Genomic DNA, 14,685 nt, shown 5'->3' on the forward strand with positions numbered 1-14,685 from the left:
GTCACTCCTGGCGTCGATTGGCGCGTAGTGGGAAGTGACCTGAATTGAATAGCAGAAACGGTAGAGAGTCATTGCACTGCAATTGGGATGATTGCGGTGCAATGGGACTCAGCGCTTCGAGAGACTTCGTTTGGCAGCAGCGAATTTTTCATCCAAGGTGCGCTTGGAAATGCCAGACAGGTTTTTATGGTGAGCGGTCAGCGCGTCGACAATGGCAGCTTGGGATCTGAAAACTGAATGAGGTTTTCCCGAGGGGGAGTGATCTAGGAAAAGGCTGACCATTGCACCGATGATGTGGAGGTACGCGGTTTCGCTCCGGTCGCTAACCTTACTATTGGTCTTGAGCAGGTGATGTATGTTCTCCTTTTCCAATCCGATACTTTCAAGTTCATTTAACAGTTGCTGATAGGCTGTTTCTATATTTTTTAACTGTAGTTGCAAGGCGTCCCGATCACATTGTAAGGTTAAATATGCACCTATACTTATAGTATTCTGCTGCTTGAGTGAACCTTCAAAAAGAAACGCCGGTCGCTGGTCAGGATAGTATCGCGACATCCAGAACCTAAGATCAGTATGGCGCACGGTTATTTGGTTGCAGTCAATGGGTGTTCCAGTTGCGACTGGCACGCCGAAGCAACCGTAGGCGAGTTCTCCATGTTGAATCCCATCCAAAATTTTTTCGGTATTTGCATGCAAACATGGCCACTGTGGGAAGGCGATTTTGAGCATGGTGGTGCAATGCCGCCCTGCCTCAAGAATTTCCCTCTCGAAGGCCATTAAGTTACACCAACGTAAGGCCGCATCAATGGGCCGATAAAAAATCTTCGCGTTGGGATGGCAGCTTCGAGTTGCGTACATAACAGTTTCTCCTCCTTGAAATCCGTTGCTCCTGAAGAGTTTATTTTTGAGTGTTTTCTTGAAAAATTTAGGCTTACTAAATTTAGGGGGCATCCAAACGAGCTTTGATGGAACCAACGGCTTTAACTGCTGAGCGAGCTTAATTCAGATCGGCTGAAAAAAAATGACAAAAAGTTGATGATTTCCGCCAATTTTTGCTGATTGACCGTTGGAGGCTCATACGTAGTTGATAATTTCTCTGCTGTCAAGCGATCAACCTATATTTTCATGCTCTGAAAGTGAGTTGAAGCAGTTGAACACCTAGAGCAGTTTTCAATCGTCATAACGGTCTTACTGCGTCCGTTTTCGCTCAGCAGCTAATAACAGCCTGACGCCGGAAGAGTTTGATATACAACCCGTTTCCTCGTTTGGCGAGGCTGCAGGTGCCAACGTTTTAGGCGGGTATTAGGGAAATATTATCGGCGTATACTAGCCGATCGAGAAATCTAATAGTGAGGAAACCTTTTAAGGAGTCATCCAACGGCTAATATTTCTTGCATGACTGACGGCGGATCGGATCAAAGGCGGCGGGATTGGAGACTGAATATTTTTACATTTGGGACGAGAAAACTTGACTCTCACTGGTTCGCTACTTTCATACGACGAGAGTAATAAGAAAGTCCGAATTGCTGGGCGTGATAAAAGTCTGGAGACCTATTCAGTACAAACTCCAGATGAACGTAAATGTTCCCTGTAGGCCGGTGCTGCGGGCAAAACTGTATTAGCCTTCTGCGTTCTACGCGTGGTCGCGTCTCTAAATCTTGAAAGGATAATTGATACAGCATTTACTTCTTCGTAGTTGCAAAAAGAAGATCTGGAATGGAAGAGGTTGGGCTCCTGTTGATAGGGGCACGTATTGGGAGGCTTTGGCTTGGCAGTTCTCTTTTTCGTAGACGGAAAAATTCGAGGTTTAATTTCAGTGAGAACTTCTAAGTACCGTAAAAGTGAACGAGACCTATCGACACTGGTGCGTGAGGCTACTGGAAAGATAGAACGTCTTTCTTCTTCGGGTATTAGAACAATCAAGTTTCTTTGTTTGGATTCAAGAATTCGCCAGCATTAGGTTTATTTCAGCTTGCTTTAAAGAAAAACACGATATTTTATAAGCGTAAGAAAGAATTTATTATTAGGCTCCTAATAATTTAGATTCATTCGTCGTGCTTAGAGTGTGTTCGGTCTTTTCGCTGCGTGTTCGGCTTTTTCTTGTTGACAGTTGGAGGAGGGGCTGATCAGTTTGGCTGAAATCGTCAACGTTTTGTCTCTTTTTATTTTGAGCGTTCAGTTACAGTATTTTCGTAAGTGGATGCGCTGCTTGACGCATTAGTTTGTTGGCTGTGGGGAATGTCTAAAAAGGTTTTGGTTATAGGGTGTCGTCGTTATTTTTTTTGACGGGTTCGGAGTTGACTATATGTCGGGCGCCATAAAAAGTGTCATGGAGTTTGAGGAGGAAATGGATGGCACTTTTAATTCTGCAGTTATAGGTTTTCTTGATCTCCTGGAATATCACCACCAGAGCTCTGCAAAGTGGGGGTTGAGGGGGCAGGAGTTACAAATGGTTGGCTGATTGAGTGTTGCTGGATTGATAAAAAGTTCAAGGATGATCATGTTCAACTAATACAATTACAGGGGCTTATGAACCATGGACCAGTCACTCAAACTCTTGCGGTATCCACTCGCGGCCCTTGCCGTGCTGGTGATGAGCGCTTGCGGTAAAGCCCCGGAAACCGCCGCCAGCATGCAGGCCGCCAAAGTCAGCGTGGCCAAGGTGCTGGAACAACCGGTGAATGAATGGGACGAATTCACCGGGCGCCTCGAAGCCCCGGAAACCGTTGAAATCCGACCACGGGTTTCCGGTCAGATCGATCAAGTGGCCTTCACCGAAGGCGCCCTGGTGAAAAAGGGCGATTTGTTGTTCCAGATCGACCCACGTCCATTCCAGGCTGAAGTGCGCCGCCTTGAAGCCCTAGTCGCCCAAGGCCGAGCCAACGCCACCCGCAGTGAAAACGAAGCCCAGCGCGGTGAGCGTCTGCGCACCAGCAACGCGATCTCCGCCGAACTGGCTGACTCGCGTACCAGTGCGTCCCAGGAAGCCCGCGCCGCCGTTGGCGCAGTCCAGGCGCAACTGGACCTGGCCAAACTCAACCTGAGCTTCACCCGCGTCACCTCGCCGATCAGTGGCCGCGTCAGCCGTGCGGAAATCACCGCCGGCAACTTGGTCACCGCCGATACCACGGCCCTGACCAGCGTGGTTTCCACCGACAAGGTCTACGCCTACTTCGATGCCGACGAGCGTGTGTTCCTCAAATACACCCAGCTCGCGCGCCAAGGCCAACGCGGTGCTACCACCCCGGTGTACCTCGGCCTGTCCAATGAAGACGGCAACCCGCACTTGGGCCAGATGAACTTTGTCGACAACCAGGTCAACCCGAAAACCGGCACCATCCGCGGCCGTGCGGTGTTCGACAACAGCGACGGCACCTACACCCCAGGTCTCTATGCTCGCCTGAAGCTAGTGGGCAGCGGCACCTACTCCGCCGTGCTGATCAACGACGAAGCCGTGGGTACCGATCTGGGCAAGAAGTTCGTGCTGGTGATGGATGCCGACAACAACTCCGTGTACCGCTCCGTCGAACTGGGGCCGAAGATCGAAGGTTTGCGCATCGTGCGCAGCGGCCTTAACAAGGGCGACACCATTATCGTCAAAGGCTTGCAGCGGGTGCGTCCAGGTTCGCCGGTCACCCCTGAAGTCATCCCCATGGCCAGCAAAGAAGCCCTTGCCGCTCTGGCACTACAACGACAAGCACTGGAAGCCAACAACTTGCCTCAGGTCAAATCCGCCAAAAGTGCGCCTGGTACAGCAGCGATACTGACCAACACTGCGACTCCACGCGGCTAAGAGACTACAACTCCGATGAATTTCTCCCAAATCTTCATTTCACGGCCGATTTTCGCCGCGGTGCTTTCGCTGCTGATTTTGATCGCCGGCGCAATTTCGCTGTTCCAACTGCCGATCAGCGAATACCCGGAAGTGGTTCCGCCCACCGTGGTGGTACGCGCCAACTTCCCTGGGGCCAACCCCAAAGTCATTGGTGAAACCGTGGCGGCTCCGCTGGAGCAGGCCATCACCGGCGTTGAGAACATGCTGTACATGTCCTCACAGTCGACCGCCGACGGCAAGCTGACCCTGACCATCACCTTCGCCCTGGGCACCGACCTGGACAACGCTCAGGTGCAGGTACAAAACCGTGTAACACGGACCCAGCCGAAACTGCCTGAGGAAGTGAGTCGCATCGGTATCACTGTGGACAAGGCCTCCCCGAACCTGACCATGGTGGTGCACTTGACCTCGCCGGACAAACGCTACGACATGCTCTACCTGTCCAACTACGCGATTCTCAACATCAAGGATGAGTTGGCCCGCCTTAGCGGTGTGGGTGATGTGCAGTTGTTCGGCATGGGCGACTACTCCCTGCGCGTCTGGTTGGACCCGAACAAGATCGCGTCGCGTAACCTGACCGCTACCGATGTGGTGACCGCCATTCGCGAGCAGAACCGTCAAGTGGCCGCTGGTGCCTTGGGCGCCCAACCAGCCCCGAACGCGACCGCCTTCCAGTTGTCGGTCAATACCCAGGGCCGTCTGGTCACTGAAGAAGAGTTCGAGAATGTCATCATTCGTTCCGGCGATAACGGTGAAATCACTCGGCTGAAGGACATTGCGCGGGTCGAGCTGGGCTCCAGCCAATACGCGTTGCGCTCCTTGCTTAACAACCAGCCGGCGGTGGGATTGCCGATCTTCCAGCGTCCTGGCTCCAATGCGATCCAGATATCAAACGACGTTCGTGAAAAAATGGCTGAGTTGAAGAAAAACTTTCCGCAAGGTATGGATTTCGCCATCGCCTACGATCCAACCGTCTTCGTGCGTGGCTCTATCGAGGCGGTGGTCCACACTCTGTTTGAAGCCTTGATTCTAGTGGTGCTGGTGGTGATCCTTTTTCTGCAAACCTGGCGCGCCTCGATCATTCCGTTGGTGGCCGTGCCGGTGTCGCTGATTGGTACCTTTGCGGTCATGCACATGTTCGGTTTCTCGCTTAACGCGCTGTCATTGTTCGGTTTGGTACTCGCTATCGGTATCGTGGTGGACGACGCCATCGTGGTGGTGGAGAACGTTGAGCGCAACATTGAGCTGGGCCTGGAGCCCCTCCCGGCCACTCAAAAGGCCATGAGCGAAGTCACTGGTCCGATCATTGCCACGGCACTGGTGCTGTGTGCGGTGTTCATTCCAGCGGCCTTTATAAGCGGCTTGACCGGGCAGTTTTACAAACAGTTCGCCCTGACCATTGCGATTTCCACGGTGATTTCGGCGTTCAACTCGCTGACCTTGTCCCCTGCTCTGGCCGCCGTGTTGCTGCGTAGCCATAACACGCCGAAGGATCGTGTCTCAAAAGCGCTCGACAAACTGTTTGGTGGCTGGTTATTCCGTCCGTTCAATCGCTTTTTCGAGAAAGCCAGCCATGGCTACGTCGGCGCCGTGGCGCGTGTAATCCGCAGCAGCGGTATTGCCTTGGTGCTGTACGCGGGGCTGATGGTCCTAACCTTCTTTGGTTTTTCCAACACCCCGACCGGTTTCGTACCTGGCCAGGACAAGCAATACCTCGTGGCCTTCGCTCAACTGCCGGATGCGGCGAGCCTTGATCGCACCGAAGACGTGATCAAGCGCATGTCCGACATTGCCTTGAAACAGCCGGGAGTGGAAAGCACCGCAGCGCTCCCAGGCTTGTCGATCAACGGCTTCACCAACAGCACGAACAACGGTGTGATATTTGTCACCTTGAAGCCGTTCGACGAGCGTAAAGACCCAAGCATGTCCGCCGGCGCGATTGCCGGTGCGTTGAACGGAAAATTCGGCGAAATCCAGGAAGCCTACATGGCGATCTTCCCGCCGCCGCCGGTACAGGGCCTGGGCACCATTGGCGGGTTCCGCCTGCAGATCGAAGACCGGGGCAACCTGGGCTACGACGAGCTGTACAAAGAAACCATGAACATCATCAACAAAAGCCACGGCGTGCCGGAACTGGCTGGGCTGTTCACCAGCTACACGGTGAACGTGCCTCAGGTCGATGCCGCCATCGACCGCGAAAAAGCCATGACCCACGGCGTGGCCGTCAGCGACATCTTCGACACCCTGCAGATCTACCTAGGTTCGCTGTATGCCAACGACTTCAACCGCTTCGGTCGCACCTATCAGGTCAACGTCCAGGCCGAGCAGCAGTTCCGCCTTGAACCGGACCAGATCGGCCAGCTCAAAGTGCGCAACAACAAAGGCGAAATGATCCCGCTGGCGACCTTCATCAAGGTCAGCGACACCGCGGGCCCGGACCGCGTGATGCACTACAACGGCTTTATCACAGCTGAAATCAACGGCGCCGCCGCGCCCGGCTACAGCTCTGGCCAGGCCGAAAAAGCCATCGAGAAACTGCTCAAGGAGGAACTGCCCAACGGCATGACCTACGAGTGGACCGACCTGACCTACCAGCAGATTCTCTCGGGCAATACCGCGCTGTTCGTGTTCCCGCTCTGCGTATTGCTGGCGTTCCTGGTGCTCGCCGCCCAGTACGAAAGCTGGAGCCTGCCACTGGCGGTGATCCTGATCGTGCCGATGACCCTGCTCTCGGCCATTACCGGGGTGATCCTGTCGGGGGGTGACAACAACATCTTCACCCAGATCGGCTTGATCGTACTGGTGGGCCTGGCGTGTAAGAACGCGATTCTGATCGTCGAGTTTGCCAAGGACAAACAAGAGGAAGGCCTCGACCCGCTGGCTGCGGTGCTGGAAGCCTGCCGCCTGCGTCTGCGGCCGATCCTGATGACCTCGTTTGCCTTCATCATGGGTGTGGTGCCCCTGGTGTTCTCCAGCGGTGCCGGTGCTGAAATGCGACACGCCATGGGTGTCGCGGTGTTCTCCGGGATGCTCGGGGTGACCTTCTTCGGCCTGCTGCTGACCCCGGTGTTCTACGTCCTGATCCGCAACTATGTGCAACGCGGTGAGGCTCGCAAAGCCGCTCGCGCCCCGAAGTTGGAGGCGCAACAATGAGCCTGAAAGTCTTCCTCCCGAGTCTGTTGGCCGTGGCGCTTAGCGCCTGCGCCGTGGGCCCGGACTACAAGCCCCAGAACCTGGAGGCGGTCCATATCACGGCCGCCACCGATGGCGCCGTCGGGCAAAAGAATTTTGACCAGGCACGCTTTGAAGGCATCTGGTGGCAGCAATTTGAGGACCCGATCCTCAACCAACTGGTGACCCAGTCCTTGCAGGGCAACCGCGAACTGCAGGTCGCCTTTGCCCGGCTGCGGGCGGCCCGGGCAATTCACGATGACGCCAGCAATGACGCCATGCCCACCATCACCAGCCGCGCCAGCAGTGACCAGGCCAAGGGCCAGATCCCAGGGCAAAGCACCCAGCGCGTGAAAAGTGAACGTTACGACCTGGGCCTGGACATGGCCTGGGAGCTGGACCTGTTTGGGCGTATCCAGCGCAACCTAGAAGCCAGCGATGCCGACCAGCAGGCTGCCGATGCCGACCTCTACCAACTGCAAGTCAGCCTGATTGCCGAACTGGTGGACGCCTACGGCCAACTGCGCGGCGCCCAACTGCGGGAAAAAATCGCCCTGGCAAACCTGAACAACCAGCAGGAGTCACGCAAGATCACCGAAAGCCTGCGTGATGCCGGGGTCGGCGATCAACTCGACGTGGTGCGCGCCGATGCGCGCCTGGCCTCGGTTGAAGCCAGTGTGCCGCAACTGCAAGCCGAACAGGCACGTCAGCGCAACCGCATTGCTACCCTGCTCGGCGAACGCCCGGACACACTCACGGTGGACCTGAGCCCGGCGCAATTGCCTGCAATTGCCAAGGCCTTACCGATTGGTGACCCGGGCGAACTGCTGCAACGGCGCCCGGACATTTTGAGCGCCGAACGCAAACTGGCCGCCGCCACTGCGCGCATCGGCGTGGCCAAGGCCGACCTGTTCCCTCGGGTCAGTCTCAGCGGCTTCCTCGGCTTTACCGCCGGGCGCGGTTCGCAGATCGGTTCCTCGGCTGCCAACGCCTGGGCGCTGGGGCCAAGCATCACTTGGGCCGCGTTTGACCTGGGCAGCGTGCGGGCCCGCTTGCGCGGCGCCGATGCTGAGGCGGATGGCGCCCTGGCGACCTACGAACAGCAAGTGCTGCTGGCCCTGGAAGAGTCAGAAAACGCCTTCAGCGACTACGGCAAACGCCAGCAACGGCTGATCTCGTTGATTCGCCAAAGTGAATCAAGCCGCGCCGCCGCCGACCTGGCCGACATTCGCTACCGCGAAGGCAGGGTGGATTTCCTGGTGCTGCTCGACGCCCAGCGCGAACGCCTGGCGGCTGAAGACTCCCAGGCCCAGGCCGAAGTCGATCTGTACCGCGGCATTGTCGCGATCTACAAGGCGCTGGGTGGCGGATGGTCACCGGAAACAGTCGCCAGCAAGTAACCAACAGAGCTCCTTTGGTTGGCCGCATCCAACCAATGTTTTGCCCCGTGCCCTATTCGGTAGCGGGGCTTTTTTTGGTTCTTCACGGAATCCCGAGAAACACAGAAACAAGAACGCCGATTTGATTGATGATGTTCGTGCGAGCAAACACATCTAAAAAACCGGCGTTCTTATGCACGATATTAATACGTTCGTTCCTTTTCGGGAGGGCTTTTCTGTTGTCACGATCAAGCCTGATGGCGACGCGATTCAGAACGACCTGATTCCCCACGCCACCCGTTTCCCTTCCTGTAGCGGCGGCCAAAAACGCTGTTCAATCACGCCTGAGTATTGCGAGCGAACTGTCCCGGATTTACCAATTCTCGGGCGGACGCTGCGCCTCAGCCTGTTACTCAGGCGTGTTGGCTGTCGTGACTGCGGTAAACGTATGGAGGCCGTCAGTTGGCTGGACCGCTATGCCCGCATGACGCGGCGTTTGGCCGAGGCGGTCATTCAAGCCTGCGAGCGCCTTCCCACACTGCACGTCGCTCAACTGTTTCGGCTGCACTGGGGCACCGTTCGGTTGCTGTAGCGTCGAGCCTTGCAAGCGGCGTTGAGCGTTTTGCCAAAGGCGACCGCGACGTCTGGTGATGGACGAATTCGCCCTGTTCAAAGGTCATCGTTACGCCAGCGTGGTCCTGGATGCGGATGCACGACGCGTGCTGTGGGGCGGTGAAGGCCGCAGCCGAGCAGTGGTCAGGCCTTTCTTCGAGCAACTGGGGCAAGAGGGTTGCGCTCGAATAGAAGCGGTGGCGATGGACATGAACACCGCTTTTGACCTGGAGGTTCGTCAGCAATGTCCTAACGCGCGAGTGGCCTACGATCTGTTCCATGTGGTGGCCAAAAATATGGCCGAGAGGTGATTGATCGGGTTCGCGTCGACGAGGCTAACCGGTTGCGTCACGACAAGCCTGCCCGCAAGGTCATCAAGGAGGCGCGATGGCTGTTGCTGCGCAATCCGCAGAACTGGAAAACGCCGAAACAACAGGTCCGACTGGAGGGTCTGCTGGCGGCTAACCAAGCGTTGATGACGGTCTATTTGATGAAGGCTGAACTCAAAACACTCTGGACGCCGAGTACTGCATGCGGTTGGCGATCGGCCTTGAAGCAATGGCTGCGCCATGCGCACGAAAGCGAAATACCAGCTCTGGTCCAGTTCGCCAAATGGCTAAAGGGTTACTGGCGGGGACTGGTGAGCCGGGTTCGTTGGCCGATGCACACCGTTCAGTTGGAAGGAATAAACAATCGAATAAAGGTCATCAAGCAGATGGCGTACGGTTACCGGGATAGCGAATTCTTTTGCATGAAGATTAAGAGCGTCTTTCCCGGTAATCCTTGAAGAACCTGATATTAGGGGGGGAGGCCACATCACGACTACTTTTTGCAGCGCACGCGCAGGCTTGAGCGGATGGACTGCTTGGCCACCAAACTGGGCAGTTCAGAGGCGGCTTCAAGCGCCACACTTACTTCGACATCCAGTCGATCACTGCCTTGTAATCCTCAGCAGTGCAGTTCATGCACAGGCCACGCGCCGGCATGGCGTTGAACCCTTCGGTCACATGCTTGACCAGTACATCATTGCCTTGCTCCAGGCGCTGTTTCCAGGCCACCTTATCGCCTTTTTTCGGCGCCATAGGCAGTTGGCCGCTGTGACACATCGTGCAGGAGCGATTGAAGACCGCCTCAGGATCCTGTGCAGCATGGGCAGTAGAAAATGCGAATACCAAGGCCGCAGCCAATATTTTTTTCACGGTTGACCTCAACGAGTATTTTTATAATAAGAAAGCTCGCACTCGAAGTGGCGCATGCCCTCCGTGGCGTATGAAACGTGCTGCCGCTTGCTCTCACGGCAGCCGCGATCCAAGTCTATTGAGAGGCTTTGAACAGCCAAAGTGCGACGTTCTGCCGCAGCGTGTGGATGGGGCTTGAATACCATTGAGTTTGGGCGGCGATGCTTTTATATGTGGCAGATTGTCGCAGCCTCGCCCGTCATCGGCTGCGTGCTAAATTTTAGGATGACGCGATGATTTCTCTTGGCAGGGTTAGAGTCTTGTTATCAAACGCCTGTGCCCTGAAAAGGGATAGGCGTTTTTTTGTGGTGCGCCAGGCATGGCGCATCGCGCCTTGACTGGGCTGTTGGCGCTCGCCTCTGCGAGTAGTTCCACAGCCCAGAATTCTGAAGTGCGTGCGCGACTCATTGATTGCGCTGTGCAAGCATGTCTACGTGGTGAGTCCTGATGTCCAAACCGGGAAACCCAGCGCCAGGTGCGCTGCAAGCTTTAATCAGAAGACTGCATTTTTATATTGGTTTTTTAGTCGGTCCGTTTTTGCTGGTGGCAGCGGTCAGCGGCGTGCTGTATGCCCTCACACCGCAAATCGAAAGCCGCCTTTACGACCATGCTCTTCATACCGAGTCCCAAGGGCCGTCCTTGAGCCTCGCGCAAATAGTCCAGTCAGCTCAGGTAGTGGTGGGGCCTTCAGTGGCGGTGACAGCGGTGCGCCCTGCCCCTGCTCAGGGCGATACTGCGCGCGTGTTAGTTGCGATGCCTGAGCTGGGGCCTTCCGAATACCGTGCGATATTCGTTGATCCCGTCAGTGGGCAGGTGCGTGGCGACATGAAGGTGTATGGCACCAGTGGCGTGCTGCCACTGCGGACCTGGATCGATCAGTTCCATCGTGGGCTGATGCTGGGTGATATCGGCCGCATTTATAGCGAACTGGCAGCCTCCTGGTTGTGGGTCGCCGCACTAGGCGGTTTGCTGCTGTGGTTCGCACAACACCGCAAAAAGATGCCTGCAACGAGGCCAGCGAAAAAAGGCCTGCGTCAGCTTCATGCAACGCTTGGACTTTGCCTGCTGCTGGGGCTGCTGTTCTTCTCGGCGACCGGGTTGACCTGGTCCCAGTGGGCGGGCGACAACATCGGCATACTGAGAGCCTACTGGGGTTGGTCCACTCCCAGCGTGTCTACCACGCTGGGGCAGACTCACGCGACGAACAGGCCGTCGGATGAACATGCAGGACACCACATGGCCGGCGTGACGATGCTCACATCGACCCTGGACCTCTCTCTGTTTGATACGGTGCTGGCCAAGGCGCACGCTGAGGGGATTGATGCCGCCCGAGTCGAAATACGCCCGTCCTCGGCACCGGACAAAGCCTGGACCGTCACCGAGATTGACCGCCGTTGGCCAACCCAGGTCGACGCCGTGGCGATTGACGCAGCCACCCTGGCCGTCGTCGACAAGGTTGTGTTTGCCCAGTACCCACTGGCAGCCAAGCTGACCCGCTGGGGCATCGATGCCCACATGGGCGTGTTGTTCGGGCTGGCGAATCAGTTGGTGTTGATTGTGTTCGCCACTGGGCTGGTGGTGCTGGTCGTCATGGGTTACCTGATGTGGTGGCGCCGTCGGCCTACACGAGCACTGAGCGGGGGGAGGGCTGCCACGCTGCTCAGCGCTTGGCGTACGTTGAGCAGCGGCGCGCAAGTCGCGGTAGTCAGCGTCGCGCTGTTGCTGGGTGTCGCACTGCCTGTATTGGGTTCCAGCCTGTTGGTGCTGGTCGCTTGGGATGCATGGCTGACCGTCATGCGCAGCCCGGTCGCGCTTGCTGAAGACAAGGTCTGACCGCACCGTGATCGCCTGATGGGAAACCGCCGCCGGATTGGAGCATGGCTGAGTCTGTTCGCCATGTTGAGATCTATATCGGTTCGCTGAAGAAGGCAATGATCCAGATGGCTGTAGATTTCACGAGGAGTGCAGAAACACTTGCTGGTATGACGAAAGGTTGAATCTCCAAGACTTACTGCGCGTTCCATTTCAGGGGCGCGCCGTGAGCATTCATTCACGGCGAATGTTATGAGTCAGCGTCCAGTGAACACACGTTTGCTTTCTGGCATTCGAGAGTATGGTGCCGGTCTGTGTTGAGTAGGCATTACTCCGTTCAATGTTAGGGTGCCGATGCCACCATCGAATGGCTATCTCTTCACCGCGACTACTCTGACTCAAGCGTTACAAATTTACCGGATGCGTTAAATTTTTAGGTCAGTCTTCGCATCAACTCCAGCTTTCCAGGCTGAAGACCATGAACATCAGACCCAAGGAATCAAAACGATCACTGCAATGGGAAGTGCTAGTGCTGCAAGCAAAGTTTGACTGGCAATTATCCCCGCCATGAGAGGTGCGTCTCCACCTAGCTGTCTCGCCATGATGTAGGACGACGAGGCTGTAGGCAGTGCCTGGAAGAGCAATGCCGCTATTGCTGCTTTGCCGTCTAATCCAAACACATGACATGCGCACAGCGTGGTTAGTGGCATGATCATGAACTTGACCACCGATGAATATGCGACGGGCCGAATCCAGCTGCGCACAGAGCCCAACTCAAGTGCTGCCCCTACACACAGTAAGCCCAGTGGTAAGGATGCCTGCCCTAAAGCCTTAATCATCGGCTCAATGCCGGCAGGCAGGCCCAATCCTAGTGCCTGAAGCAGTATCCCTCCGAAACAGGCGAGTACCAGTGGGTTCAGTGCCAACTGCTTGGCAACATTGCCCGCAGACATCCTGCCACCTGTGCCGTAACGCGCGAACACCAGTACGCACAGAATGTTCACGGTCGGCACTATGGCCGCATTGGCTACGGCAGCCAGAGCGATGCCCTGAGCACCGAACAAGCCGGCCACCACTGAGACGCCCACGTAGTTATTAAAACGCACCCCTCCCTGGAAGACGGAAGTGAACGCTGCGTCGTTACCCTTAATGATCCCACGGGCGCCGACCATCAGCAGTGCGACCATGATCGTCGAGAGTACAAGCGCCATGATCATCCCTTGGACTGGCACGTTGTCCAATTTGGCGGTCGCCAGACCATGCAAAAATAGCGCGGGTAGGAGAACGTAGTAGCCTAGGCGCTCTGCCTGTGCCCAGAAACTGTCTTCTAGAAACCGACTGCGCTTGAGCCAGGCGCCCATGGCAATCAGCAGGACAATAGGCGCGAGGGCAATCAAAAGTTCGGCAGTCACGAGTACGCCTCGAGCGCACGAACCAACCGTTTACACCCTTCAACTAGCGTAGCTTCGTCCGTAGCAAAAGAAAGCCGAAGGTGGCCAGGCAGCCCAAAAGCACTTCCGGGAACCGTTGCGACGCCGACTTCGAGCAGATCAAGCGCGAGAGTTTGATCGTCTACACCCGTTTTGATCTGAGGAAGTAAATAAAATGCACCCTCTGGGCACGATACCTCCAGTTTATCGCTCGACCGGAGGACATGAAGTGCAGCATCTCGGCGCTGACGATAGATCGCATTGCGCTCAGCAAGAAAGTTTCGTGGCCCTTCAAGTGCTGCGACCGCAGCGAGTTGGCTCAAGGTGCTGGTCTGCGTGCAGTTTTGAGATTGTACGGTAGTGATCGCCGAAATCAGCGACCTCGAGCCGCACCCCCAACCTACACGCCAACCTGTCATAGCATAGGCTTTAGATACGCCATCGACGATGAGGATACGTTCTGCCAGGTCTGGCGCTACCGATGCCAATGTCAGATAAGGGTCTTGGGTGAATCGAATTTCCGCGTAGATATCGTCTGACAGCACCATCACATCTGGGTAATGGCGCAGAACTTCAGCCATCGCTTGCAACTCGGTCTCAGAGTACAAAGAGCCGGAAGGATTACCAGGTGCATTGAGAACTACCCACTTTGGCAATTTAGCCAGGCGCAGACCTGCTGCCAAGTGCTCCGCTGTCAATCTGAATCCTTCCGAAGCGGTAGTCGGAAGAATGATCGGTTGCGCACCGCACATCTTGATCATGGCGGGATAGCTGGCCCAGTAAGGGGCGGGGACAATAACGTCATTACCGGGCTTAAGGGTCGCTTGGAAGGCGTTAAAGATGATCTGTTTTGCGCCACACCCAACCGCGATTTGATCATCACCGAAATCTAATCCTCGGTCTTCACGTGCCCGCATACGGATAGCCTTGCGAAGCGGCTCAATACCGTTTGATGGGGAGTAGGTTAGACGGGCGCCTAGCGCTAGGTGCGCTGCATCCAGCACGTGCTCAGGCGCATTGAAATCAGGTTCGCCAAGCGTTAAGTCAATAACATCCCGCCCCTCAGCGCGCATGGTGGTAGCGCGTTTGGCCATGAGTAGAATGGGTGACTGGAAAGCACTGGTTGGAGTTTCGTTGCCGTGCATGATGCCCTTCGAAATGCGATTGGATGGGCACTACGATAAGGAATCGATACCTAAAGTAAAAAC

General features: G+C 55.9%; 8 protein-coding genes and 1 pseudogene. 5 read left to right on the plus strand and 4 right to left on the minus strand.

Annotation, left to right across the window (positions count from 1 at the left end; all coding sequences use genetic code 11):
- Positions 1-108: 108 nt before the first annotated feature.
- Positions 109-858, minus strand: coding sequence for a hypothetical protein (locus PspS04_RS09805; RefSeq protein ID WP_159994876.1), 750 nt, complete (start codon positions 856-858; stop codon positions 109-111).
- 1,678 nt (positions 859-2,536) lie between these two features.
- Here PspS04_RS09805 and mexE point away from each other — a divergent pair.
- The 4 genes and pseudogenes from mexE to PspS04_RS28070 all read left to right on the plus strand — a co-directional run bounded on the left by mexE (position 2,537) and on the right by PspS04_RS28070 (position 9,784).
- Positions 2,537-3,793, plus strand: a complete 1,257-nt coding sequence (gene mexE / locus PspS04_RS09810) for a multidrug efflux RND transporter periplasmic adaptor subunit MexE (RefSeq protein ID WP_159994878.1) — start codon at positions 2,537-2,539, stop codon at positions 3,791-3,793.
- A gap of 15 nt (positions 3,794-3,808) precedes the next feature.
- Positions 3,809-6,988 (plus strand): efflux RND transporter permease subunit, encoded by a 3,180-nt coding sequence (locus PspS04_RS09815; protein ID WP_159994880.1) that lies wholly within the window; start codon positions 3,809-3,811, stop codon positions 6,986-6,988.
- Complete coding sequence (locus PspS04_RS09820; RefSeq protein WP_159994882.1) at positions 6,985-8,406, plus strand: efflux transporter outer membrane subunit; 1,422 nt, start codon at positions 6,985-6,987, stop codon at positions 8,404-8,406. The genes PspS04_RS09815 and PspS04_RS09820 overlap by 4 nt, the downstream gene beginning before the upstream one ends.
- A 172-nt stretch (positions 8,407-8,578) precedes the next feature.
- Positions 8,579-9,784, plus strand: a pseudogene (locus PspS04_RS28070) (ISL3 family transposase).
- Positions 9,785-9,908: 124 nt separating this feature from the next.
- On the opposite strand, the gene PspS04_RS09830 reads toward PspS04_RS28070, so the two are convergent.
- Positions 9,909-10,196, minus strand: coding sequence for a c-type cytochrome (locus PspS04_RS09830; RefSeq protein WP_159994884.1), 288 nt, complete (start codon positions 10,194-10,196; stop codon positions 9,909-9,911).
- A 486-nt stretch (positions 10,197-10,682) separates the two neighbouring features.
- On the opposite strand from PspS04_RS09830, the gene PspS04_RS09835 reads away from it, so the two are divergent.
- Positions 10,683-12,068 (plus strand): PepSY-associated TM helix domain-containing protein, encoded by a 1,386-nt coding sequence (locus PspS04_RS09835; RefSeq protein WP_159994886.1) that lies wholly within the window; start codon positions 10,683-10,685, stop codon positions 12,066-12,068.
- Positions 12,069-12,532: 464 nt separating this feature from the next.
- On the opposite strand, the gene PspS04_RS09840 is transcribed toward PspS04_RS09835, so the two are convergent.
- Both PspS04_RS09840 and PspS04_RS09845 read right to left on the minus strand, forming a co-directional pair.
- Complete coding sequence (locus PspS04_RS09840) at positions 12,533-13,459, minus strand: AEC family transporter (protein WP_159994888.1); 927 nt, start codon at positions 13,457-13,459, stop codon at positions 12,533-12,535.
- The gene (locus PspS04_RS09845) at positions 13,456-14,622 is read right to left on the minus strand and encodes a pyridoxal phosphate-dependent aminotransferase (protein WP_153474626.1); all 1,167 of its coding nucleotides are present in this window, start codon (positions 14,620-14,622) and stop codon (positions 13,456-13,458) included. Before PspS04_RS09845 ends, PspS04_RS09840 begins: the two co-directional genes overlap by 4 nt.
- Positions 14,623-14,685 lie beyond the last annotated feature (63 nt).

It is taken from the genome of Pseudomonas sp. S04, from assembly GCF_009834545.1.
Classification (GTDB): Bacteria; Pseudomonadota; Gammaproteobacteria; order Pseudomonadales; family Pseudomonadaceae; genus Aquipseudomonas.